At 51.2% G+C, this 25,095-nt stretch carries 19 protein-coding genes and 3 pseudogenes; 13 read left to right on the top strand and 9 right to left on the bottom strand.

Features of this window, described 5'->3' with window-relative positions:
* Window positions 1–14: 14 nt before the first annotated feature.
* From fliI to fliF, 4 genes are read right to left on the bottom strand one after another with little or no spacing between them, the layout of a single operon-like run.
* A complete protein-coding gene (gene fliI, locus ACVKSX_RS14125; RefSeq protein WP_163762631.1) occupies window positions 15–1,379 on the bottom strand; it encodes a flagellar protein export ATPase FliI in 1,365 nt (454 codons plus the stop codon).
* Window positions 1,376–2,089, bottom strand: coding sequence for a flagellar assembly protein FliH (locus ACVKSX_RS14120; RefSeq protein ID WP_242459357.1), 714 nt, complete (start codon window positions 2,087–2,089; stop codon window positions 1,376–1,378). Before ACVKSX_RS14120 ends, fliI begins: the two co-directional genes overlap by 4 nt.
* Window positions 2,073–3,059, bottom strand: coding sequence for a flagellar motor switch protein FliG (gene fliG / locus ACVKSX_RS14115; protein WP_132499832.1), 987 nt, complete (start codon window positions 3,057–3,059; stop codon window positions 2,073–2,075). Before fliG ends, ACVKSX_RS14120 begins: the two co-directional genes overlap by 17 nt.
* A complete protein-coding gene (fliF, locus tag ACVKSX_RS14110) occupies window positions 3,056–4,762 on the bottom strand; it encodes a flagellar basal-body MS-ring/collar protein FliF (protein WP_132499831.1) in 1,707 nt (568 codons plus the stop codon). The genes fliG and fliF overlap by 4 nt, the downstream gene beginning before the upstream one ends.
* Before the next feature lie 255 nt (window positions 4,763–5,017).
* Between fliF and fliE the strand changes: the two genes are divergently transcribed.
* The 12 genes and pseudogenes from fliE (at window position 5,018) to ACVKSX_RS14050 (ending at window position 18,161) form a co-directional block, all read left to right on the top strand.
* Window positions 5,018–5,341 (top strand): flagellar hook-basal body complex protein FliE, encoded by a 324-nt coding sequence (gene fliE, locus ACVKSX_RS14105; protein ID WP_132499830.1) that lies wholly within the window; start codon window positions 5,018–5,020, stop codon window positions 5,339–5,341.
* 15 nt (window positions 5,342–5,356) lie between these two features.
* Window positions 5,357–6,211, top strand: coding sequence for a CheR family methyltransferase (locus ACVKSX_RS14100; protein ID WP_163762629.1), 855 nt, complete (start codon window positions 5,357–5,359; stop codon window positions 6,209–6,211).
* Window positions 6,208–7,269: a protein-glutamate methylesterase/protein-glutamine glutaminase gene (locus ACVKSX_RS14095; RefSeq protein WP_163762628.1), complete on the top strand. Its 1,062-nt coding sequence runs from the start codon at window positions 6,208–6,210 to the stop codon at window positions 7,267–7,269. Before ACVKSX_RS14100 ends, ACVKSX_RS14095 begins: the two co-directional genes overlap by 4 nt.
* 5 nt (window positions 7,270–7,274) lie before the next feature.
* Window positions 7,275–7,670 (top strand): chemotaxis response regulator CheY, encoded by a 396-nt coding sequence (gene cheY / locus ACVKSX_RS14090; RefSeq protein WP_132499827.1) that lies wholly within the window; start codon window positions 7,275–7,277, stop codon window positions 7,668–7,670.
* A complete protein-coding gene (gene cheZ, locus ACVKSX_RS14085; protein WP_132499826.1) occupies window positions 7,667–8,302 on the top strand; it encodes a protein phosphatase CheZ in 636 nt (211 codons plus the stop codon). The genes cheY and cheZ overlap by 4 nt, the downstream gene beginning before the upstream one ends.
* A gap of 17 nt (window positions 8,303–8,319) precedes the next feature.
* Complete coding sequence (gene flhB / locus ACVKSX_RS14080; protein WP_354439150.1) at window positions 8,320–9,465, top strand: flagellar biosynthesis protein FlhB; 1,146 nt, start codon at window positions 8,320–8,322, stop codon at window positions 9,463–9,465.
* A complete protein-coding gene (gene flhA / locus ACVKSX_RS14075; protein WP_163762627.1) occupies window positions 9,465–11,567 on the top strand; it encodes a flagellar biosynthesis protein FlhA in 2,103 nt (700 codons plus the stop codon). Before flhB ends, flhA begins: the two co-directional genes overlap by 1 nt.
* Entirely contained in the window at window positions 11,564–11,974 is a 411-nt protein-coding gene (locus tag ACVKSX_RS14070) for a flagellar protein FlhE (RefSeq protein WP_132499823.1), read from the top strand. Before flhA ends, ACVKSX_RS14070 begins: the two co-directional genes overlap by 4 nt.
* A 229-nt stretch (window positions 11,975–12,203) precedes the next feature.
* On the top strand, window positions 12,204–13,847 hold the full coding sequence (locus ACVKSX_RS14065) for a methyl-accepting chemotaxis protein (RefSeq protein WP_163762626.1): 1,644 nt from the start codon (window positions 12,204–12,206) through the stop codon (window positions 13,845–13,847).
* 191 nt (window positions 13,848–14,038) lie between these two features.
* Window positions 14,039–14,913, top strand: a pseudogene (gene tnpC / locus ACVKSX_RS14060) (IS66 family transposase); the annotation flags it as partial.
* Window positions 14,914–15,626: 713 nt separating this feature from the next.
* Window positions 15,627–17,345: an ABC transporter permease gene (locus tag ACVKSX_RS14055; RefSeq protein WP_307378508.1), complete on the top strand. Its 1,719-nt coding sequence runs from the start codon at window positions 15,627–15,629 to the stop codon at window positions 17,343–17,345.
* A gap of 33 nt (window positions 17,346–17,378) precedes the next feature.
* Window positions 17,379–18,161: an ABC transporter ATP-binding protein gene (locus tag ACVKSX_RS14050; protein WP_307378511.1), complete on the top strand. Its 783-nt coding sequence runs from the start codon at window positions 17,379–17,381 to the stop codon at window positions 18,159–18,161.
* A gap of 34 nt (window positions 18,162–18,195) precedes the next feature.
* Here the strand turns inward: ACVKSX_RS14050 and ACVKSX_RS14045 are convergent.
* The 3 genes and pseudogenes from ACVKSX_RS14045 to ACVKSX_RS14035 form a co-directional block, all read right to left on the bottom strand.
* Window positions 18,196–18,691, bottom strand: a pseudogene (locus ACVKSX_RS14045) (recombinase family protein).
* Window positions 18,692–18,717: 26 nt separating this feature from the next.
* A pseudogene (locus ACVKSX_RS14040) lies at window positions 18,718–19,236 on the bottom strand (transposase); the annotation flags it as partial.
* A 71-nt stretch (window positions 19,237–19,307) separates the two neighbouring features.
* Window positions 19,308–20,252, bottom strand: a complete 945-nt coding sequence (locus ACVKSX_RS14035) for a pectate lyase family protein (RefSeq protein ID WP_163762623.1) — start codon at window positions 20,250–20,252, stop codon at window positions 19,308–19,310.
* A gap of 76 nt (window positions 20,253–20,328) precedes the next feature.
* Between ACVKSX_RS14035 and ACVKSX_RS14030 the strand changes: the two genes are divergently transcribed.
* Entirely contained in the window at window positions 20,329–20,709 is a 381-nt protein-coding gene (locus ACVKSX_RS14030) for a hypothetical protein (RefSeq protein ID WP_163762622.1), read from the top strand.
* Window positions 20,710–21,512: 803 nt separating this feature from the next.
* On the opposite strand, the gene ACVKSX_RS14025 is transcribed toward ACVKSX_RS14030, so the two are convergent.
* Both ACVKSX_RS14025 and ACVKSX_RS14020 read right to left on the bottom strand, forming a co-directional pair.
* A complete protein-coding gene (locus ACVKSX_RS14025; protein WP_163762621.1) occupies window positions 21,513–22,553 on the bottom strand; it encodes a CAP-Gly protein in 1,041 nt (346 codons plus the stop codon).
* 479 nt (window positions 22,554–23,032) lie between these two features.
* A complete protein-coding gene (locus tag ACVKSX_RS14020) occupies window positions 23,033–23,374 on the bottom strand; it encodes a helix-turn-helix domain-containing protein (protein ID WP_307378516.1) in 342 nt (113 codons plus the stop codon).
* Window positions 23,375–25,095 lie beyond the last annotated feature (1,721 nt).

The following is a 25,095-nucleotide window of genomic DNA, read 5'->3' as shown; positions in this document are numbered from 1 at the left end:
TGCTTTTTTCCGCGTCAGCGGCTCTCTGCGTCTATCAGACTGGTCAGGGCAGTAACTGCATCGTCATAACCGCAGCTTTCATGTACAGGCTGATGAAGAAAGGCTTCCAGCGCAGGGTACAGACGGATTGCCTGATCAAGTAACGGATCGCTGCCCGGAACGTATGCACCCACGCTGACCAGATCCCGGTTTCGCTGATAAGCTGACAGCATCTGTTTGAAGCGCTGTACGCGCCGGTATTGTTCGTGAGAAATAAGCTCTGTCATGGCGCGACTGATTGAAGCTTCTATATCAATAGCCGGATAGTGGCCGGCTTCCGCCAGCCGGCGCGACAATACGATGTGCCCGTCAAGAATTGCACGAGCCGAGTCCGCTACCGGATCCTGCTGGTCATCACCTTCAGTCAGCACCGTATAAAAAGCGGTAATTGAGCCACCACCTGGCAGGCCGTTTCCGGTGCGCTCAACCAGCGCAGGCAGGCGGGCAAAAACAGAAGGCGGATAGCCTTTTGTGGCAGGGGGCTCACCGATAGCCAGTGACACCTCACGCTGTGCCATAGCAAAGCGGGTTAATGAGTCCATTATCAGAAGGACATTGAGGCCCCGGTCCCGGAAATCCTCTGCGATACGGGTGGCATATACGGCCCCCTGCATACGCAGAACCGGGGAAACATCAGCTGGTGCGGCAACCACCACAGCGCGTTTGCCCCCATTCTCACCAAGAATATTCTCAATAAAATCTTTGACCTCTCGCCCGCGCTCACCAATCAGCCCTACAACAATCACATCTGCGCTGGTATAACGGGCCATCATGCCAAGCAGCACACTTTTACCAACGCCGGAACCAGCAAAAAGGCCCATACGCTGACCGCGACCTACCGTTAGCAGGCCATTGATGGCCCTAACGCCGACATCAAGTACGTTTCTGATAGGATCACGGTGCAGGGGATTAAGCACAGGCGTAAAAAGCCCTGTCTTTTCTGCCGGAGGCAGCGGAAAACCGTCCAGCGGTCGTCCCTGTGCGTCGAGCACGCGACCAAGCAACTGAGGTCCTACCGGAAGTGCTTTCTCTGCCCCATGGTCAGCACTGAAGGCGTAAATGCGCGCACCGGGCTGGATACCATCGACATGCTCAAGCGGCATAAGAAAAAGAGTTTGTCCCTGAAAGCCGACAACCTCGCTTTCAACCGGCACAATGCCCTGAGTGGTCTCACGCTCAATAATACAGAGTGCCCCGATCGGCAGTTTCAGGCCGACCGCTTCCATAACAAGACCTGTCGCACGGGTAAGCTTTCCGTACTGACGGAATGCGGGTAACTGCTGGATCTTGGAATCAACGATGTCGAGCTTTGACAGCCACTTTCTGAGTTGCACACTCATGAACCGAGCTCCTCCTGCGCGCACTGACACAGTGCCTTCCAGCGGGTTTCAAAGCTTGCATCATATTCTGCGTCATCGGAAATGACGCGGCATCCCCCGGGGGCCATATTTTCATCCGTATGCAGTATCCAGCCAGCTTTACTGAGTACATTTCCCAGTGCTTCACTGACGCTTTCGTGCATCAGGGGGCTGACAAAAAGTTTTACACTGCCGTGCAGGAGGCCGTCCTGCTTAATAAGCAGGCGTATCTGATCCATCAGGGCAGCATTGTCGGCAATATTCTGTGTGCCATAGAGCTGCTTCACTGCGCTCAGCGCAAGCTGAACCAGCCGAGAGGGGATCAGACTTTCAAGACTTTCCATACCGGACCTGAACTCCTGAATAACCTGTTCAGCCTGCTGCAGAACAGCGAGCTGAGCCTGATGTGCTTCGGCCTGGGCCTGCGCTCTTCCTGTCTCGCGTCCTTCGGCAAGTCCTGCTTCATACCCAAGGCTTCGTCCAGTCTCTTCACCCTTTGCGCGCCCTTCACTGAAACCTTTCTCTTCAGCCTGTTTTCGCAGGCGGGCAAGTTCCGCTCTGAACTGCTCATCAGAGTGCTCACTGATGGACGGCAGTGGCGTCTTAGTTTCGGCTGGCTCATCACTGAGCAGATTAACCGGCTGCCAGGGCTGCCACTGAGCTGCGTGGATATCATCAAATGTAGGCATCATCGCTGCTCCCGATCAGGATCTCACCCGTTTCTGCAAGCCTGCGCACAATGTTAAGAATGGTTTTCTGTTCAGCCTCAACCTGCGAAAGTCTTACCGGCCCGCGCGATGCAAGATCTTCTGCCATGAGCGCCGCCTGACGCCTTGACATGTTGAAGAAGAATTTTTCACGCAGCGCCTCGTTGGCACCCTTCAGAGCGATGAGAAGGGTTTCAGACTCCACTTCCTGAAGCAGGCGCTGGATACTGCGGTCTTCCACATCCACCAGATTTTCAAACAGGAACATTTCGTCGATGATTTTCTGAGCAAGCTCCTGATCAAACTCCCGAACGGTGTTAATGACCTGTTCTTCCTGATGGGACTTCATCAGGTTAAGGATTTCTGCCGCCGGCCGTACCCCGCCCATCTTGCTGCGCTTGAGATTCTGGCCATGCAGGAGGTTATTGAGTACTTCTGTCAGTTCCTGCAGCGCAGCAGGCTGTACACCGCCAAATGTAGCGATTCGAAGCATAATGTCATTGCGCTCACGGTCCTCAAATTTGCCCAGCACATCAGCCGCAAGATTACGCTTCAGGTGAACCAGTATCGTGGCAATGATCTGTGGATGTTCTTCACGTATCAGGTCAAACACTGACTGTGGATCCATGAAATTAAGCGTTTCGATACCGTTTGTGCCCTGATGGCTGTCCAGCAGGTCTTCAAGCAGTGAAGAAGCGCGATCTTCACCCAGCGCTTTAACCAGCACAGTACGCAGATAGTCATTTGTATTGAGGCTGAGTGCAGCGTATTCACTCGAATCTTTCTGAAAGTCCTGCAATACCACCGCCATCTGATCGTGTGTAAAGCCGGCTGTGTTTACCATGGCCGCACTTATCTGCTTGACCTCATGTGCATTGAGGTGCCTGAACACTTCAGCTGCGAGCTCATCCCCCAGCGTCAGCATGACAATTGCGCTTTTCTCAGAGGCATTCATGATTTGTGTTCCTTATTCATCCACTGACGGATAACCAGCGCAATGACGCGGGGCTCTTTTTCAGCAAGCTCGCGCAGCTGCTGACTGTTGATAGCAGTATCTTCGCGTTTCTGTGCACGGGCGCGATTTTCGGCGTCAGCGGCCCGCTTTTTGGCTGCCAGTTCTTCATCACGCGCCTCTTTTTCCATTTCCATTTTACGAAGGCTGGTTTCCTGATATCCGACCCATGCAGGCTGGACCAGCTTGCGCCACATTACCCATGTGATAATCGCGATAGCCAGATATCGGGCAAAGGACACCAGCAGGCTGAGGAAATTCTCGTTTTCCCACAGCGGGATTTCTGGTTCCTCAGTTACACCGTTAAAGGGCGAGTTCAGGACATTTACGCTGTCACCACGTGCAGCCTCAAAACCCACTGCTTCTTTAACAAGGTCCCTGATTTTTTCCAGCTCTGCATCTGCTATGGGCTCTGCCTTGGCTGCTCCTTCTTTTGGCAGGTGATTGATTACCACGGCCACTGACAGACGCTCGATACGACCTGCCGCCGCACGGGTGTGAGTCAGCGTTCTGTCGACCTCAAAGTTTGTAGTTTCATCGCTTCGATTGTTATAAGGCCGTACAGGCTGTGCACTGGTGATCGCGGCATCGTCCGCTGACGACTGTGCCGTGTCGCTTTTTGCACGCGTACCCCCTCCCGTCTTTGTTGCCGGCCGGACTACCTGGGTAGCTGATGGCTGAGGAGGCTGGTTGCTCAGCGCGCCGGGCACACCTGAGGCACGGGCACCATTACCCTGCTCGGTCATGCTCGCCTGCCGGCTGCGGATCGCCATTTTTTGTGGATCGGCATTGGGCTGATACTGCTCCAGCGTCTGTTCAAGCTGAGTAAAATCAAGCTTTGCGGTAACCTGTGCACGAATATTGCGCTCGCCCACAAGTGGAGCAAGAATGCGCTGGATACGTTCCTGATAATCCTGCTCGATTTCACTGGTGTACTTAAGCTGTGATGTCTGCAGGCCTGCCTGCCCCTGCTGTGTCAGGAGCGTCCCCCGCTGGTCCACAAGTGTGACATTCTCAGCTGACAATCCGGTTACTGCACTGGAGATGAGATGAGTAATGGCTGTCACCTGTGCATCCTCCAGCGAGCGCCCGTTAATCAGCGTAACGTTAACTGACGCTGTGGGTTCTTTCTGCTCACGTACAAACATGCTGGGTTTCGGGACTGCCAGATGCACGCGGGCCCGTCGTACAGGTCCCAGGTTTTCTATGGTGCGTGCAAGTTCACCTTCCAGCGCACGCTGATAGTTCACCTGTTCACCGAACTGGCTGATGCCGAATTTTTCCTGATCGAGTAGTTCAAAGCCGACTTCTCCTCCCTTTGGCAACCCCTGCTGTGCCAGTTTCATTCGTACTTCGTGCACCTGCGTCTGCGGTACCATGATGACCCCGCCCTGAGCATCAACACGGTAAGGCACGTTAAGCTGAGTCAGCTGTTCAACAATTGCTCCGCCATCCTCATCGGATATATTGCTGAAAAGTACGCGATAGTCCGGTTCTCTGGACCAAAATACTAATGCAATAACAACCGACAACGCGGCAGAGAAGCAGATAATCAGTAACAGTCCCGGGCTGGCACGTAACTGTGCCAGCAAGGATTTAATACGCTCTGATGGATGATTCTTTAATTCATTCAATGTGGCACTCATGCCGTGATCCTGTAAGAAATATCACGCACCACAGTGCGTGTCAGAAAGCGCATTTGCGCCAGCCGATATCGAGGAATTCGAATTCAATTGGGATTTTTCAGGGGCTTATTATTATCCGGCCTGGCGTATTTTTAAGGATAAATAAGCTCGAACTTGTGTCAGCTTATTGGATTTCTGAGGTATTTGAGCACGTGATAAGCTGTCGGTGTTTAAAAGATGGACAGGTATTTTTTTTATTCATTCAGGAAGTTGAACATGTCAGCAACTATTATGCGCGGTGTACTTGATCAGATGCAGAGTCAGGTACAGCAAGTATCGGGCTACACCCAGAAGAAAGAAACAAATCCCGTCCAGGGCATTTCATTTTCTGATTCTTTACTCAACAGTATCAGTGAGATAAACAAGCTGCAGGTCGATGCAAAAAATCTTAGCCAGCAATGGATGTCTGGTGAAAGCGACATTGGTCTCAATGATGTCATGCTTGCCATGCAGAAATCATCCGTATCTTTCAGCTTTGGCATGCAGGTAAGAAATAAGATGATTAGCGCTTATCAGGAAATTATGAATACGCCGGTTTAAGGTCGCCTTCTTTTTATGAATGAAATTAACGCCAAAGCTGCGCGCTTATCAAGACATAAACTTACGCTGAGTGATGCTGAGTTACAGCGATTTGCAAAACTCATTTATCAGCGGGCAGGCATTGTCATTAATGCCCAAAAACGCGAGATGATTTTTAATCGTCTCGCCCGGCGTGTTCAGGAGCTTTCTCTGAATTCGTTTGGAGAGTATGCCGCGCTACTGGAGTCTCAGCCTGAACAGCCGGAATGGCAGGTTTTCATAAATGCACTGACTACGAATCTGACGTCTTTTTTTCGCGAAGCGTATCATTTTCCCGTGCTTGCCGATCACGCCCGACAGCGCGCTTCGGGTTACCGGGTCTGGTGTACAGCGGCCTCGACCGGTGAAGAGCCGTGCTCTATTGCCATAACGCTTAACGAGGCAATCGGGTCTTCTGTGGCAGGTCCCCGGATCTGGGCTTCTGATATTGATACCAGCGTACTTACAAAGGCACAGCAGGGCATCTACCGGCTTGCCGATCTCAGGACATTAACGGATGAGCAAAAGCGCCGGTATTTTTTGCGTGGTTCCGGTGAAAACCGGGATTTCGCCAGGGCAAAACCTGAGTTGCTGAACAGCATTCATTATCAGCAGGTCAACCTGCTGGATGCAACCTGGTCTGTCCCGGATCCTTTTGACGCCATTTTCTGTCGTAACGTCATGATTTATTTTGACGCTGCTACCCAGCTGACATTGCTCAGGCGCTTTGCACGTCTGCTGAAGCCTGGCGGATTGCTGTTTGTGGGGCATTCGGAGCATTTTCTTCATCCTGATATTCCTTTCAGGTTGCTGGGGCAGTCAGTTTATAAAGTGGCGGAGAAAAAACGGTGAAAAGGATCCGCGTTATTTCAGTCGACGATTCCGCATTAATACGTAATCTGCTGAGCGCCATTGTAAACCGCCAGCCTGATATGGAGATGGTTGCAACCGCTTCCGATCCACTTATTGCACGGGAGCTCATCAAGAAATTTAATCCGGATGTTCTGACGCTGGATATTGATATGCCACGCATGGACGGCATTGAGTTCCTTGCACGTCTGATGCGTCTGCGGCCTATGCCGGTGGTAATGATTTCGTCTGTGACCACACAGGGGTCTGAGGCAACGCTGACGGCGCTTGAACGGGGTGCTGTGGATTTTCTGCCTAAACCCGATCTGCTTGCTTCGGGTGAGCTGGATGACTGGGCGCTGCAGGTCTCAGAGAAAATCCGCACGGCCTCAAAAGCCCGCCTTTCAGGGCAGCGTCCCCGGACATCAGCACGAACGGCCCGGTCACCTTTGTGCTCATCGCAGAGAAATATCATTGCTATTGGTGCTTCAACGGGGGGGACCGAAGCACTACGCGAAGTATTAATGCCGATGCCTGTAACCTGCCCCGGGATTGTGATCGCACAGCATATGCCGCCTGGCTTTACGCGCTCGTTTTCCCAGCGTCTGGATACGTTATGCCGTATTCATGTGAAAGAAGCAGAAGATGGTGAGGAAGTGATCCCCGGGCAGGCACTGATTGCGCCAGGTGACCGGCATCTGGAAGTTGAACGACACAGGAGCGGTTACATCGTCAGGCTCACAGACGCACCACACGTGAACCGGCATCGTCCTTCCGTGGACGTATTATTTGAGTCTGTTGCGCGCCATGCCGGTAAGCAGGCCAGCGCTGCCCTGCTTACCGGCATGGGCAGCGATGGTGCCCGTGGCTTGTTATCGCTTCGCCAGGCAGGAGCCTGGACGTTAGCCCAGAGTCAGGAGAGCTGCGTGGTGTTTGGCATGCCGCGGGAAGCCCTGGCGCTGGATGCCGCACAGGAGTCCGTACACCTGAGAAACATCTGTCAGCGTCTGCTTGACAGTTTCGATTTTCGTAAAGACCGATCACAGGACTTAAAAGAGTAAATATCATGGCAAATAAAAATCTGCGTTTTCTGGTGGTGGACGACTTTGCCACTATGCGACGCATTGTCCGTAACCTTTTGCAGGAAATTGGCTACTGTCATTTTGAAGAAGCCGAAGACGGGCTGGAGGCCCTGAATAAATTGCAGGCTGGTCAGTTTGATTTTGTCATTACCGACTGGAACATGCCTAATCTGGATGGCCTTGCTCTGCTTCAGACCATCCGCCGTGATCCCAATATGAAAGCGATGCCGGTGCTGATGGTCACTGCTGAAGCAAAACGTGAAAACATTATTGCCGCCGCTCAGGCCGGTGCAAGTGGTTATATCGTCAAGCCGTTTACTGCCGCCACGCTGGAGGAAAAACTCGGCAAAATTTTTGAGAAAATGGGAATCGAGCCATGAGTACACAGCAGAGCCCGGGCACCAACACTCGCGATCTGTTTCTGCGCATCGGCCAGCTAACACGGCTGCTGAGAAACAGCATGGCTAACCTTGGACTTGAGCAGGCCATCATGGAAGTGGCTGATGCGATCCCAAACACACGCGATCGCCTCAACTATGTGGTGGGCAAAACCTCACAGGCTGCTGACCGTGCACTGACCAGTGTTGAGGCGGCACGTCCCCTGCAGGAAAAGCTGAGTACTTCAGCCAAAGAATTGACGGTCAGATGGGACGCCTGGTTTGACTCACCTGTGGAGCTTAAAGAAGCCCGGGAACTGGTCAGGGATACTCGCAGTTACCTGCAGCATGTTCCTGATATAGCCCGTCAGACCAACGCGCAGCTTACAGAGATCATGATGGCTCAGGACTTTCAGGACCTCACCGGACAGGTTCTGCAGAACCTTATGCAGGTCATTGAGACAGTAGAAAGAGAGCTTATCAGTGTGCTGGTCGAAAGCATGGGAGAGACAGAGACTCATCAGGTGCCCGAGGACAATGGACTAAAAAATGGTCCGCAGATTGATGCTACCGCAGAAGGCATTGCCGCATCGCAGGAACAGGTTGACGATTTACTGGAGTCGCTGGGCTTCTGATGCCCTGAATAGCCGTTATGTCTCAGGAAAGCGATAACGAAAAAACAGAAGACCCCACCCCCCACCGAAAACAGAAAGCCCGGGAAGAAGGTCAGGTTCCCCGATCACGTGAGCTGACCACACTTATTATGCTGCTGGCAGGCTGGGGGTTAATCATGATTGCCGGAGGGCATCTGATGAGAGAGATGCTGGAAATACTGCGCAATGGCCTGGTTTTTGACCGCCTTCAGGTGCAGGACCCGCATTACATGTTGCGACAGGCGGCGTCTCTGGCGGGTAGCGCTTTTCTGGCGATAGTGCCCTTTGCAGGAGGACTTTTTATTACGGCCATTTTTGCCCCTACAGCTATCGGGGGGCTCAATCTCGCCACAAAGGCGATTAAACCCAATCTAAAAAAGCTCAACCCACTGAGCGGTCTGAAGCGCCTGTTCTCAGCCCAGGTTGTTTCTGAAATGGTAAAAGCCATATTCAAAGTCGTGCTGGCCTCAACAGGATGCATTCTCTTTTTACTGCATCACCGGACAGCGTTTACGGGGCTGATATTTGAGCCTCTTGGGGTGGCACTCGCAGATATGAGCGAACTGCTTACAGGCTGCATGATTGTTGTGATTTTGTCGCTGGTGCCGATGGTGGGGTATGACGTGTTCTATCAAATCTGGAGCAACCTGAAAAAGATGCGGATGAGTCTTCAGGAAGTAAAAAATGAGTTTAAAAATCAGGAAGGCGATCCGCAGCTCAAGGGACGTGTGCGTCAGATCCAGCGCCAGATGGCACAGCAACGCATGATGGCAGACGTACCCGATGCGGATGTGGTGGTAAATAACCCGACCCATTTTTCTGTGGCACTGAAGTACCGGGAAGGCAGTATGGGAGCCCCTGTGGTGGTGGCCAGCGGTAGCGGACATCTGGCCTTTCGCATTCGTGAGCTGGCCGGAGAACACCGGGTGCCAATGCTTGACGCCCCGCCGCTTGCGCGGGCTCTGTATCGCCACTGTAAACCAGGCGAACAGGTGCCGACCGAACTTTACAGTGCTGTTGCTGAGGTTCTTGCATGGGTCTATGGACTGCGCCGCTGGCGCAAAGGACTGGGTCAGCGTCCTCCTGTTCCCAAGAAGCTGCCTGTTCCGGCAGCGCTGGATTTTTTACATGAGAGTATAAAGTAATGACGAGTCTCGCTAAGAAACTGCGATTACCCGGCCTAAGGCAGACACAGTGGCAGGTCATGGCCGGGCCCGTTCTTATAATGACCATCCTTGCAATGATGATCCTGCCTCTGCCTGCGTTTGTGCTGGATCTGTTATTTACATTCAATATCGTGATGTCGATCATGATATTGCTTGTATCAATGTTTACTAAAAACACCCTTGAGTTTTCAGCCTTCCCGACAGTGTTACTGTTTTCGACCCTGCTGAGGCTGGCCCTGAACGTCGCTTCGACGCGCGTGATCCTTATGCATGGTCATACAGGAGCCGATGCAGCAGGTCATGTTGTTGAAGCTTTTGGCCATTTCCTTGTAGGCGGCAATTTTGCAATTGGTATTATTGTTTTCATCATTCTGATCATCATTAACTTCATGGTGATAACCAAAGGCGCCGGCCGTATTGCTGAGGTGGGCGCACGGTTTACGCTGGATGGTATGCCGGGCAAGCAGATGGCTATTGATGCCGATCTTAATGCTGGTCTGATTGGCGAAGATGAGGCCAAACGCCGCCGCAAAGAAGTAACACAGGAAGCTGACTTTTACGGTTCGATGGACGGCGCCAGTAAATTTGTCCGTGGCGATGCCATTGCCGGCCTGCTTATTATGGCTATAAACGTTATCGGCGGTCTGGTTATCGGTGTCGTGCAGCATGACATGTCTGCCGCTATGGCAGGAGAAACCTATACGCTTCTGACTATCGGTGACGGACTTGTTGCACAGATCCCGGGTCTTGTGATTTCAACCGCAGCGGGTGTGGTGGTGACGCGCGTGGTGAATGAGCAGAATGTGGGTGACCAGATGGTTGACCAGCTGTTCTCTTCCCCTCAGGTTCTGGTGCTTGCAGCCGGGGTGATTGGCCTGCTGGGGCTTATCCCTGGCATGCCTAACTTTGTTTTTCTGCTTTTTACAGCGCTGCTGCTTGGTCTGGCCTGGTGGCAACGCGGGCGCGATACGATGGGCAGAACGTCAGGCGCAACACGTCCGGGCGCACAGGATGAGAATGTGATGGACAACAGTATACCTGCCGCCAGTGATGCCACATGGTCTGATGTTCAGATTGAGGATGAGCTGGGTCTGGAGGTGGGATACCGTCTTATTCCGCTGGTTGATCAGGCACAGCAGGGGCAACTTCTGACTCGCGTCCGGGGTATTCGCAAAAAATTTGCACAGACAATGGGCTTTCTGCCGCCGGCAGTACATATCCGTGACAATCTGGATTTGCCACCCACACGCTACCGTATTCTGCTGAAAGGCGTTGAAATTGGTCAGGGTGATATTCAGCCAGATCGGCTTATGGCGATAGATCCCGGCTGTGCCGAGGGCGACCTGCCGGGTGTGGCCTGTACCGAACCTACATTCGGACTGCCGGCCCTCTGGATCGATGAAGTCCAGCGTGAAACAGCACAGAATCTGGGCTATACGGTGGTTGATCCGAGCTCAGTTGTTGCCACTCACCTTAACCATATGATTGCAACCCATACGGAAGAGCTTTTTGGCCGGCATGAAGCGCAACAGCTGCTGGATCAGCTTACAAAACATTCTCCTAAGCTTGTTGAAGATTTGATCCCTGAGATTATCAGTCTGACGCTTTTACACAAGGTGCTTCAGAACCTGCTTGCAGAGCGCGTGTCTATCCGTGATATGCGTACCATTATTGATACGCTGGCAGAATTTGCCTCATCCACCAGCGATCCGGATGAACTCACGAGCCGCGTCAGGATACGTCTGTCACGTGCGATTACTCAGCAGTGGTTTCCGGGTGAAGGCGACATTCAGGTTATCGGGCTTGACCTTGCGCTTGAGCAGCTTCTGGTACAGGCGACGCAGAGTGGCAGCGCCATTGAACCCGGCATTGCAGAAAACCTGATGAAACAGACAGAGCAGGCTCTTTTACATCAGGAATCGCTTGGTGCTCCGCCGGTGTTGCTGGTCAATCCTTCGCTCCGTCTGATGCTGTCGCGTTACCTGCGTCGCCAGTTCCCGCAGCTGGGTGTGATTTCCAGTCAGGAACTCAATACCCAGCGTAACGTTCGAATGACCTGGATCATTGGCAGCAAATCATGATGAGGGCCGGGCTGTTCCTTATACTGATGTATTCTGCTCTGGCGTCAGCGGGTAGTGGTTCGTGGAGTAGCGAAAGCGCTGGCGGCACGCTTACACTCGGAAAAATGGTGGTAACAGGTAAGCCAGTCAGTCCGGCTTCATCTATCCCTGCCCGGGCAAAACCGGCATGGATTTCATGGAAAGTCGTCACCAGCCGGCCTGCTCCGGTCGGGTTCATCGCCCGGATCTGCTGTAAAGGCCGGTGCTTATCTCTGCCATCCATGGCCGGACAGCGTCCGCTGCCGGCCGGTTTCAGTGCACACGGGCCCTATTTTTTCGAATATTACGTATCAACCCGCGGCGTTATTTATCCGCCACTTACCATACTGAGTAATCAACTTAGCCTGGGCTATGTGACCCCACCCTGAACACTGAAGAGCAGCCTGCTTTTACTCATGAAGCCGCCCGAATGCCCTGAGCAGCATTTCTGACGCCATCTATTAACCGTTAAAGGCTTGGGGCTCAGCCTCAAGACTGGGGCCGAAGTCTGGTACGGATCAGGAGGTACAGAGTTATGTAACGGATAAAAGCACACTCAGGTTGCAGATTTTAATCCTTTTATCCGATGAGATAAGAATGACCTCAAGGAGTTTAAACATGTTAAAAAATACCCGACTGTCCACGGTTCTGGTTGTATCGGGACTGTTTTTGTTTACTGTTTTCCTGGCCTCTTCCGTACTAAGTGCACGGTATCTTTACCAGAGTTCATTATCGTTAAAGCGGCTTAATTATCAGGTATCAGCAACACTTGGCGTGGCTGATACCACAAACTGGATGCGGTACGCCCGCACCTCTCTGCTTGCTGCGGTGCAGCATGCAGAAAATCAGGATCCTCAGGCTCTGAAAGCTGCCCTGAAGACTGCCCGCCAGAAATATGATAAAGCGCTGCATTTTATGGAGGAATACCTGGCTGCACCCAAGGCGGCCGATGAGCAGATACTGGCTTCAGAACTCAGACAGCGATACACCAGTTATTCGGGTAGCGTAGAGAGCATGTTCAGGGCACTTGAGCGAAACGATGTACGTACTTTCCTTGCGCTCGCAGGTAACGAGGTTATTAAGGCTGATGAGGCTTATAATGAGCCACTTGACCGTATTCTTGCCTATGACAAGGCGCAGTCTGATGCCATTACCTCGCAGGCACAACGAGATACGTACCTGGCCTATGGTATTGTTGCACTTTCTGCCCTGCTGTTTACAGTTTCGTGCCTGGCAGTGATGTTTGTACTTCGCCGCGTTCTCATCAATCCGCTTAAGCGGGCGGGGCAGATTACCGCAGCAATCGGCGCGGGTGATCTGACTTCAACTTTTCCTCCTGAACGAAATGATGAGGTGGGACGTGTGCTGCAGGATCTTGAACAGATGCAGCGCAACCTGATTGTTCTGGTCAGTGAAATAATGTCAGGCGTGAGCGAGGTTGAACGCGTCACGCTACAGATAAGTGACGGCAATCACAGCCTTTCAAGCCGAACCGAGCAGCAGGCTGCGGCGCTTGAACAGACTGCGGCCAGTATGGAGGAACTATCATCTACCGTGATGCTTAATGCTGAAAATGCTTCTGTCGCAAGTAATGCTGCCTCTGCCGCTTCACTGACTGCATCGGAATGCGGCACGGCGATGGAGGACGTGGTAAGAAACATGGCGGATATCCGCTCGAGTACATCGGCTATAAGTGAGATCACCTCGGTCATCAATGGCATTTCTTTTCAGACCAATATTCTGGCCCTGAATGCAGCCGTCGAAGCCGCCCGCGCAGGCGAACTGGGCCGGGGATTTGCCGTTGTCGCTGACGAGGTACGTACTCTTGCACAGCGGACAACACAGTCAGCCCGCGAGATTGAACGACTGATAGCGGAATCGGACGCCAATGTCAGGCTGGGGCAGGAGAAGGTGCAACAGGTTTCTCTGACAACCGGAAAAATTGTCAGTGATGTTGCAGGCGTCACCACCTTAATGGGGGAAATTGCTACAGCGTCTGCTGAACAGAGCAAAGGCATCAGCCAGATTGGTATGGCAGTAACAGAAATTGACAGCATGACACAGAAGAATGCCACGCTGGTTCAGGCTTCTCACTCTGCCACGACCGTGCTGGAAGAACAGGTACGCACTCTGGTTTCAACTGTAGCTAAGTTCAGAACGGGGGCTTGCGGGGTGGAAGCAGGAAAAAGCGCACCGGCTCTGCTTTCTGCAAACGCTGCACCTTCAGCCAGTAAACCTGTTGCAGACTGGAGCACATTCTGACAGATATCTAAATATACATGCCTGTTAACCCTGCAAAGCGGCTACCAGGCTGATTTACGACAAAGAACTTAAATGGCTCCATTCTGTCACTATTGTTGTCTGTTTTAAATAAACGTTCTCAGACGCAGCTCCTGGCCTGATATCAGGCCAGGAAACCAGACGCATTCCAGGTCTTTATGCTTATAACTCTCACGGTAAAGATGAAAAAGTCCTGCACCCGATGCGACTTTACGCCTGAAGCGTCTGCTCCATTACGCCCACCGATCGGGATATTGCCGGGCCGGGTCTGCTGGCCCGCGTGTTAACGGCTAAATCCTGCGAACGCCTGCCGCTATATCGCCAGTGCGAAATCTTTGCTCGTCAGGGCGTGGTTCTGAATGGGGCCAATAACCGGCAACCGGGTAGATGCCTGTTGCCGGTTAATGGCCCCGCTGGATGAGGTCCTTTATCACTACGTGATGGACTCCTGTAAAGTGCATACGGATGATACTCCGGTGCCGATACTGGCACCGGGCAGAAAAAGACGAAACCGCGCATATCTGGACATATGTCCGTGATGACAGAAGCGCCGATTTATCAGATCCGCCAGCGGCATGGTTCACCTTCTCGCCAGACTGGCAGTTAAAACCTCCTCATTAACATTTCCGGCACGATAATCGTGTTCTTCAGGCGGACCCCTTCGCGGGCTGCGATGGGTTGTTGAGCGCAGAACGTGAAGGAGGTCCGTTAACCGAAGCGGATTGCTGAGACCACGCGCGCAGAAAAAACACGATGTCAATATAAGTACTCAAACGGCCGCAGCAGCGTAAGTCCTGAAACGTGCAGGTGAGCTGTGCGCAATCGAAAAATCCATACGAGGCCCCCTGCTACTGAGCGGCTGGCAGCAAGTCAGTCCCGGAATAAGCCGCTACTGATATCCCTGCATGACTGGCTGGTGGAGTAAAGCGCCACTCTGTTAAAAGAATTCCGGTTAGGCGAGGCGTTCGCTTATGCCCTTAACCAGTGGGAAGCCCTGTTCTACTACTGCGATGACGGTATTGCAGAAGCGGATAACAATGCCGCAGAACACGTGCCTGGGAACTGACACCCGGAGGGATGAAAACTCACGTTAAGGAGCTTTCCTGTAAAGGGCTTTTCAATAATTAATAGCACTGCAGCTTTATGGGAAAGTAAGCGGTATATGTGTTGTTTAATCTTTATCTGATACTTTGAAAATGGTTATTACTTAATTAATTTGAGGATATTTATGTTTAACGATGAACCTCCGTCGGGAGTTACTGCTCAAAACTGATTATCTCCTCCGCACGTTCGATAGAGATAATCAGCTCACCATGCCCATCCTTAGGGTGTGATTATCTTTATATCGATACATTGATGTGTCGGGGTGAATTATGCTTTTCAAACTGTTATACCTGCCTTCTGCATTGAACATGACTTATTACTCATCTGCCTGCGATTCAGCTTTACATGAACCAACAGGCGATGACGCCATGATAAAATCACATGAGCCGCACCTGTTTTCAGTGCTGATTAAAAAGCTTATAAAGAACCGTCAGAATGCCATAAAAACGCAAATTGACACCATCCTCCCATGAATGACTGAAACCTGCAGCACAAATGTCTGATCCCACCTGCGCGGGGTCAGGCTATAAGAATAACTTTGTCTGGAAGACGTTATAGCACATCATGTTTTTTCAAAAAGTGCGGTATGCATTTATATGTTACCGGATGCTTTTTGTGAACTGTCAGCAGAATAATTTTTATCTGAGAATTTAATTTATGCAAATGACGAAAAATAAATTTATCTGGAATAAAATTTCAGTTAATGATGCGATTGTTATCTTAATTTTTGGCATACTATCCGTTGCATTTATTTATGGCTGGCAAGGGATGCATGCATACTTTAACGGTGAGTCTCTCCCCATTCTTTCTACTGATTACAGACAGCTACCTTATTATACGTTGCGGACGACCATGAGGTTAAGCATTGGTTTAGTTTTCTCAATGCTTTTTGCACTTGTTTTTGGCGTGCTGGCCGCAAAATTTGCTGCAATGCGCAGAGTGATTCTGCCATTCGTTAATTTTATGGAATCTGTTCCATTACTCGGATTTTTAACTTTTACTACGGCTTTCTTTCTCGGTCTCTACCCGCACAGCGTTATGGGTCTGGAAGGGCTGGCGATTTTTGCGGTATTTACAGGCCAGGCATGGAATATGATGCTGACACTTTATCAGTCGTTATGTGTCCTGCCTGATGAGCTGACAGAGGCCAGTGCTGCATTTCGCTGTAACCCCTGGCAGCGCTTCTGGCGATTAGGTTTTCTCTATTCTTTCCCGGGATTGCTGTGGAATACCATGGTTTCCCAGTCTGCGGCCTGGTTTGCATTGATCGCTTCGGAAATGCTGACTATCGGAACCCGCAGCTTTAATTTACCGGGCGTCGGGGCATGGATTGGATGTGCCATTGACAGCGGGAACGTCCATGCTGTGTTGTGGGGCGTGCTCGCACTGGTAATTAACATCGTGTTATTTGATCAACTGCTGTTCCGCCCGCTGGTACGCTATGCAGCCAGATTCAAATATGAAGATACCAGCGGTAGTGAAAAGCCAGGCTCCTGGTTTTACTCCTGCCTGGCGCATTCGGCAACTGGTTATTTTCTCGGTAAAATTTGTTCACTTTTCAGTCAGCTCTGGCTTTTTGAACTGCCAAAGGTCTGGTATCACCTTAAACTTGATCGCCTGTTTGCAGCTCTTTCGACACTAAACTGGCTGTGGTCAGGTCTGTGGTATCTTTGTGTCGTGGTGAGCTGCCTGTATTTCGGTCATCGGCTATGGTTTTACCTGCCGTTACAGTACTTACCGCATCTGCCTGCGTGGATGGGGCTGACTGCAGCCCGCGTTTTTGCCGCGTTGTTACTGAGCATCGTTATTTTTACGCCTCTCGGCGTCTGGATCGGACTGAGGCCAAATCTGGTCCGCTTTTTCCAGCCCATTATTCAGGTTATGGCTGCAATACCGGCCAATGTCTTTTATCCGGTTATTGCGGTGATTTTACTGACCTGGCATCAGGATCTGAATGCCTGGACCATCCCTTTGATCATGCTGGGCACGCAGTGGTATGTGCTGTTTAACGTGATTGCGGGAGCATCGGTTATTCCAGGGCAGATGACTGATGTCAGCCGGATATTCCGCGCCGGAGGGGCAATGTGGTGGACAAAATATATCCTTCCGGCCATTTTTCCCTATCTTGTCACCGGTATTATTTCTGCCGCAGGAGGGGCGTGGAATGCTGCTATTGCTGCTGAAATGCTTAACTGGGGAAGTATGACCCTGAAGACTGAAGGACTGGGCGCGTTTATCTCTGCCACTACGGATGCAGGCCAGAATCCTGAAGCGGCGCTGGGCTGTATCGCCATGTGCTTCATGGTTGCTTTGTGCATTATTTTTATCTGGCAGCCGCTATATCGCTATGCCGAAACCCGGTTCAGATTCGACTGAAAAATTTAAAAATACGTTCAGAGAGAATTTATAATGGAAAATCTACACACCATTTTAGAAATCAAAAATGTCACCAAATCCTTTCGTAAGGAGCAGCGAACACTTCAGGTTCTGGAAAATATCAATCTTGATGTTCACGAAACTGAGGTCGTTGCGCTGCTGGGAAAATCCGGCTCGGGGAAATCCACCCTGTTGCGCATTATTGCTGGTCTGGAAGAACCGACATCCGGATCAGTGGTGTGTAACGATTTGCCTGTAACAGGTCCGTGCCCTGACGTCAGTATGGTATTCCAGTCATTTGCCCTTTTTCCCTGGCTTACGGTGTCTGGCAATATTGCTTTTGGCCTACAGGCGCTGGGACTGCCTGTCAATGAGGTTAAGCGCCGTACGGTTGATATGATGGACCTTATCGGTCTTTCTGGTTACGCCGATGCGTGGCCAAAAGAGTTATCGGGCGGCATGCGGCAACGCATCGGTTTTGCCCGTGCGCTGGCGGTTGAACCGGAATTGTTGCTACTTGACGAACCCTTCTCTGCGCTGGATATTTATACGGCGCATAAATTGCAGCAGGAGTTAATGAGTCTATGGGAACAGCGAAGATTCAAAACAAAAGCGATGATACTGGTCACACATAATGTTGAAGAGGCGGTGATGCTCTGCGATCGTGTTCTGCTGGTGACAGGGACGCCGGGCACAATCACTGATGACTTCCGCATAAATGTTGCACGAAGAAATCGTAACGATGAAAGTATTAAGCCCTTTGTGGATACCATCAGTGAAACGCTGAATCTTAAGATTGCCGCCACATCAGCCTGATGCTGTTAATGGCGTATTCCCTGAGATGGCAGAATCATGTCTTTCCGGCACTATGCTGCCATCTCTTCTTCCAGAATTTTATACGGGCGATATCTGTTGCACCAGTCTCTTTATGGTGAAGCTTGATAACTCTGCTTCTGTCGATGGATCGCCTGCGACCTAAACGGATGCCTTTAAGCTTTGCTTCTTACCGCCCCCCCTCATTGGTGCGTTCCTGTATTCTTCGCCGCTCGGCCTGAGCTACAGCCGGCAGAATAGTGACCACCATTTTCCCATATCACCATCTGTACTCATCCCGTCATCGATGGATCGGACGGCCACGCCCTGAGTATCAAACTCTTTGATCAGTTGAATCATATCGGCGGTGTCGCGACCAAGCCGGTCAAGTTTTTCCACCAGAATGACGTCGCCTTACTCCAGCTTCATACGTACCAGATCAAGACCTGTTCGCTCAGCAGAGCTGCCTGATGCCATATCAGTAAAGATTCGGTTTGCTTTCACGCCTGATCTTTGAGCGCTCTGATTTGAATATCGAGAGACTACTGGCTGGTATTCTGCCGTTCTGGCACTGAATACCAATACAGTCCATCAGGCGTAACGCGAACTGACTTTGGTGGGCATATCCAGCACTCAGTACAATGTTTCACGGGAGGCGGCTTCCGTCGTCAGGCATGCCAAAACCACCGTCAGAGCGACCCGGGCTGTTATCTCCGGCGATATCGGGATTTTTTGGTACCGGCAGAATATATCAGCGCCCGAATATTACTGCTATCCAGTGCCCTGGCAGACCAGTCAACGAGACTACTTGCATCAAGTGCAGAAAGTACCCTGATGAAAATAATGTTAATCACTCCCGGCTTCAGCCACCGGCTGAAGCGGCTACAAACCGTTTTACATGGCCCATATCGCTCCGGTAAATCCGCGCCATGGGGCACCAGAACACAGCCTCCAGAACATGCCATGTAAGTTTTAAGATGGTCTGCTCATGGACGTCGGGCACGTGGTGTTGCTGGTTCACAGTCAGTAAGGGCTGGATGAGCGTCCTTGCTTCATCGGGAAGGTCATCGCGAGCCATAGTTCAATATGTTCTGGAAAAAGGGGGTTACTATAGCTCAGTCGATTAATGGACACAGCCCGGTCCTTATTTTATACCGGGAAAATAAATTCATTTTCCGTATATTTAGCACCGGCATTGGCTGAGGTCCACCGCCTTGCTTCATCGGCACTCATCAGGTTATAGGAATAATTTGAACCCGGAGTCCAATTTGAAGGAGCGGATAAAACAGGCTTTATGTCGGGGATGCTGCCAAAATCGCTGAACGTAGCCCCCTCACCTTTATCATCTAACCCTGCGTTTGGGCTATCACCAATAAAGTAATTGGCTTCTGAAACGACCTTAGCATACGAGATAATTGTAAAGCTAAGGTTAAAGTTTTCGACGCAGTTATTAAATGCGTGATAGTAGCCATAGCGCATTAATCCGGGAGATCGAACATGGATATTATGATAATAATTATGACATACAGTCAGATGAGGATAGCCATCGTATTCTTGATGGCTTTCAGCCGGATAACCAAAAATGCAACCATATTTATGGTCTTTAAAATAACAGTTACTGATTGTTGCGTAATCAGCTTTTTCACCAATGTAAATCAGCTTATCCAGGCTGGAATCGTTTTTGCTCCATGAATGGCCGATCCATAAGCAGTGATCTATCCAGTAACCTTTCCCGGTAGTGAGGTAAAGCTGAATATCATCATTGCCATTAATCGACTCGTCATGCTGAAATACGATATTCTGGAATATAATATTCCCAGAGTTAAGCCGGGATCTGAAGTGAATATTTTTCAGAACATTATTCCCTTCGAATGAGCCTATAATGCTTTTATTACTTCCCAGTTGTAATTTAGTAAGCTGAGACACACTAATAGATTGGGCGATGACAACAATCCTGCTATCTGAACCTGCTACTGCACTTTTTAGCTGCTCCGCTGTTGACACATAAACAACGGGGCCGCCCTGACCACCAGTCACGTTTGCTGCTTTTGCAAAGCCAATTAAGCCATGAAGATTTGTATTTGGGTATGACATAATTATTCCGTTGATTTATCCGTTGCGATAACGTTGCTAACTCTTAGTGTGATACTGGCTCTCCAGAACCACAGATTTGTGGTTACGCCGTAAAATGATGATGCTCTTCAGTCACTGGCAGGCGGCGATTATTGTTAAACAGGCAGGTCAACTCACCCTTCCGATTATCGTCATCCTGGTCCATCGTGATGAATACATTGTCAGCGCGTTACAGCTCGATAATTGTCCTGATTTGATCCGCGGTCAGGTAATCGCGAATGGCACCGGCCTTTCCACTGCCATTTCTTTCCTGAACTTAGCAGAGGCGCTACAAAGTACGATAACAGCCTGTGAAGGACCTGATGTTGTGAAATCTGAGAAGCTGTTTATGAATTATCAGTTTTATACTGAAGATCTCGTCCATATCGTTTTCTGCTATGGGAAAATCTACGAATCAAGAGCTTATTGTGCCCGCTAACAGGTCATATCTGAGAAAACGCAGCCTGCCTCAGCCGAAGAGCTTCCGGTTTAACGACATACCTGCCGTGCTGTGACACGGGCAGCTTAGTGTTTGTTTATACGCCAGGCTCTGGGTGCCCGGGCGATCGCGGGCCTGAACGGCCAGAGGAAGAGCTTCAGTTTTTCAGTATGAAACAAACGGGTCGGTTAAAAGCTGCAGAAGATGCTTCCCCCTTCAGAACCGGTAGCTCCCCTTTCCTGATGGCGGGTGCTTCAGGCCTCCCCGGCCACAGCGGGTTTACACGTTCATATCCTTGCCTTATACCTCCGGACCGGCCTGCAGTTCAGTCTTCGGAGGAGCTGGCTGCTGCAGGATGGACAGGATAGCCCGGAAAACACTCGTCGTTATTTGAGCAGACAATTCAGGGCGTGACAGTAATGCGTATATCTTCCACACAGTTGTCAGGGGGTGCTCAGGGATAAATGCGCCTGCTTTATGCGGCCACGTATGCAGGCCATCAGCGCAATTAACAAGCATGTTAACGCAGGGTCTGCGTCAGAGTTGTGTTATCTCACTGGCGGTGAATCTCCCGCAAAATTACTCCTGACAGAGGTTCAGGCACTGACCCGCCAGCGGGTCAGGTTCTGTCTTTTCTGACCTGTCAGCATGCCCAAGCACGTCCGGAACAATTGAATTTTCTGCGAATAAAGAGGCCTGCGGATAATTCCGCAGGCCTCTTTATTCGCAGATGCCTGATTCAATCCACACTCAGGACATACTTACCAGGCTTCCCGGATGTTTTTCAGCACATCCGGTTTCTTTCAGGCCCTGATTTTTCGGTATGCAGGATGAGTGTTAACCCCCAACAAACCTGCCAGCGCACTGATAACTGCCCCGGCAAGGAGAGCGATAAACGACCATAATGCAATTTTTGCCGCTGCACTGGCGGCTTCGTCTGCTTTCTCTTTGGCCTGCTTTTTAAATTCAGCGTACTGCGCCTTTGCTTCGTTCAGGTTACTCTGGAGCTGAGCCATGCGGTCGCTTACCTCACGAACAGTTTTATCACGCGCCTGAATAAAGTTATCAACGGCTCTGCCCGCCTCTTCCGGTGACATGCTGGTATTATCTGTCAACGCCTTTTTCACTTCATCCCGGTCCACGCCTTTACTGACCGTTTCTGCCCGCGATTTGAGTTTACCACTCAGTGCATCAATAATGGCGTCGCTATTGCCCGGATTAACGGCCAGGTCTTTAACGGAAGCTGCAATATCGCTTCCCGCAGCCTCAAGCTGGGACTGCAGAAATTCCGGCTGGAGTTCTTTGATATTGCTCTTTTGCAGAGCCTCCAGCACCTGCCTGTCTGTCTGAGGTGCCGTTAGCTGAGTGTTGAGTCCGAGCCTGTCAGCCATACTTTGAGTGATATCTGCCGTTGCGCCTGAAGCCTTGCCTGCTGCACTGCCGAGCCCACTCAGGGTCGAGCCCGTGACAGATGCCGCTGCGCCAACCGCGTTACCCGCCATGTGCAGAATACCCCCAGCGGCAGCGAAGCCCAGTACGGAAGCAACCAGTAAAGATGTGGCCCATGAGAGAAAGCCGTGGATGGTTCCATCTGCACCCGCCAGCCTGCCGGCGACAAAACCGCCGGCGGCAAGACTCAGCACTATGGAGATAACTGACCATATCATCACGGCCTTGCCGGCACCGTTAATCACATCGTCAGACTGAGGTGAAAGCAGTGAAAAACCCAGGCTGCTTCCGAGCGTAGTCAGGAGCAGAGATACTGCCATTACCGTTACCACGCCCGCAATGATGCTGCCCCACGAGACGCGTCTGTTCAGTTCCATTTCTTTTACAAGTTCCATTGTTTTCTCCATTGAAAATCTGATGAAAAGGGGGGGTTATCCACACCCAGATTAATCTTAGTAAAATTATGGGAGTCCGGTAGCTGCTTAGCTTAATCCGGCATCATCTTTTCTGTGAACAGGAGGGGTGCAGATTCTACCGGATGACACAAAGCGGCATTTATTTTTTATAAAGGAGTCAGTGCATTCTGTGTGCGGGCCGGAGAAAAGCCTGAGGTTTTATCGGCCTTTCAGAGTACGGCTTTCTTCATGCAGAAATTATTCTCCTGCTTCCATTGAGTAGTACCTGTCACACCTGAATCAGGCCAGAGGATATGCTCTCTTTCAGAGCTGCCACCCTCAATTTTCAACCGGTACTACTGGTGCCAGAGAAGATGTTCAGATGCAGCAGACGTATCATGAGCCGGTGGCAAAGCCGGGCCTGATACAGGCCCGTAACAGATATTTATAGATACTTATTCAGGAATTGCGTGCGGGGGTTATGGACCGGATGAGGTAACATTCTGAAGGTGCTTACGTGCCACGCGTGGACGCCGTCGCCGGTAGCGCTCGGGCCAGATCTGACAGGCAGGGATACCGATAAAACGGGCAATTATCCGCTCGCCCCTGGGCCAGGGCGCGATAAAAACGTTGGAAAGGGTGCCGGGCGCAAGACCCGCTTCCGTTGAGAGCTGCACTATGGTTCCGCCTTTCTTTTTTACCGCGGCAAGAATGTCTGCGCGGTGCCAGTCGGAAAGCGGTGGTGCTTCTGCGTACAGATGCTGTACGTCATGTGTCTCTCGTCCGGCAGCTAACCCTTGTTCAATACACATTTCACACATAGCGTTGCTCCATGGTGGCGAATCGAACAGGGTTAGCAGACCAGATAAAGGCATTCTGGCGAACGCGCCCGGAAGACAGCAAGACATCCGGACAGCGCTCCCCTGCCCGACCCGCCATTGAAAATGGCGCAGCCGTGCAGCCCGCCGATAAAAGCGGGAACCTTTATTAAGGGCTGCTAATCCCTGCTGCCGGAACACCCGGCAGCAGCTGAAGAATAGCGTAACGCGAGGCGTGTGACAATCCGCCGTTGCCGGGCTTTTTTTGCATTTTTGTAAAAGCCGGCAGAGTTACTTTCAGGCTCTCCTCAGTGTGGACGGGCCCTTTACCCAGTTCAGGCAGGTCATGCTGAGCACATCACAGAAAAACGGCCACGTTTTTATAAGGCAGGAGCAGGCCTGCTTACAGGCTTAGCGATAACCTGCGGCACTCACAGGGAAACACGGAAATCGTTCTCGTATAGCCGGTTAACACCGGTAATGTACATGCCAGGCAATCCAGTAATGCAGTACGTATTCTTACTATCAGGGGGGGTAAGCAATATCTTTGATGGGAAGGTTATTGCACAGGGCTGCGTTCATACCGATCAGGTTGTTTAATTGGCTTCCTTACGAATTAAGCGCGAGGGCAAACGCCCGAAAAAACCCTTTTCAGGTTCATACCGTTTGTGATCGACTTTGTCGCGAAAAGGTCCAGCATTCCTCCATCCGAGGGTACCGTATATGCGGTGCTCAAGGCCGGCTGCAACGTTCACGGACATGCTGCGTCCGTGGCGACGGCTTCCCCGGCACCGCGGAGCTGGTTGTAATGCATGGGCTCCAGCTATCCCTGCGGTTACAGGGATATTCACGAACATCGCATACAGGTTCTGCCCGTACGCCAACACGCTGACAACCACCGGCACGACCACCGCGGTAAGTGTCGTCGGCAGTATCAGGCCAGCCTCTCGTGTCTCGCTCCCGGTCCCTATATCGCACCGTTATGTTCTTGTCCTCCCCGGGACTCTGCGACAACCACACCGCGGTCTCCCGCACGAGTAATAATCTTTCCTGCTCTTCCCTGCTCCCCCCTGTTCCCGCCACTAGCACGCGGTTTGCGAATACGACGAGCCCGGTGACGCGCGCCTGCTCCCGCATCGTGCTGCTGCGGGCAGGCGCTCCGGCTGAGGTCGCCGCGAGCAATATGACTGCACAGAGACAGGTTGATATGTTCCCCAACAGGGATTCATATGCCGGGGACGGCCCTGGATTGTTGCGCATCCAGCTCATGGTTTTGCAAGGGTGCCCATGATTTCATCAGCAGGATCTTTAACTGATCTTTTACGTAGAACCTGATGTATCCGGGGTGTGCTGGCCAGAATGATAGGTACATCCCGCCCCGTATAGTTTGCTCAAAAGCATTTTTCGTTTCTGCTGCGCACCGTATTATCAGACATGTACCAGAGATCAGGCTCTGCACGGATACTCACAGCCGGCAATCTGAGAGCAGATCTCATGACGGACAGGTTCTCTGGAGCACCTGGTTAAGAAAAACCAACCTGAACTGAAGATTATGAGCAGACTCTCCAGCAGATGCATTAATGTTGCGCCAGAAGTCCGCAAACTTATGTGGATACTTATTACTGTTGCCAGCATGAAACGATGCGCTGCAGAAATCTCATATCAGAGTAAGTCCGTACTGATCAGCAAAGAATAAAAACGAGAAGTTCTGCCAAAGCAAACTG

This window comes from Pantoea sp. PvP021, assembly GCF_054056055.1.
The sequence above is the reverse complement of the archived record's forward strand: the minus strand, read 5'-3'. Positions and strand labels throughout refer to the sequence as shown.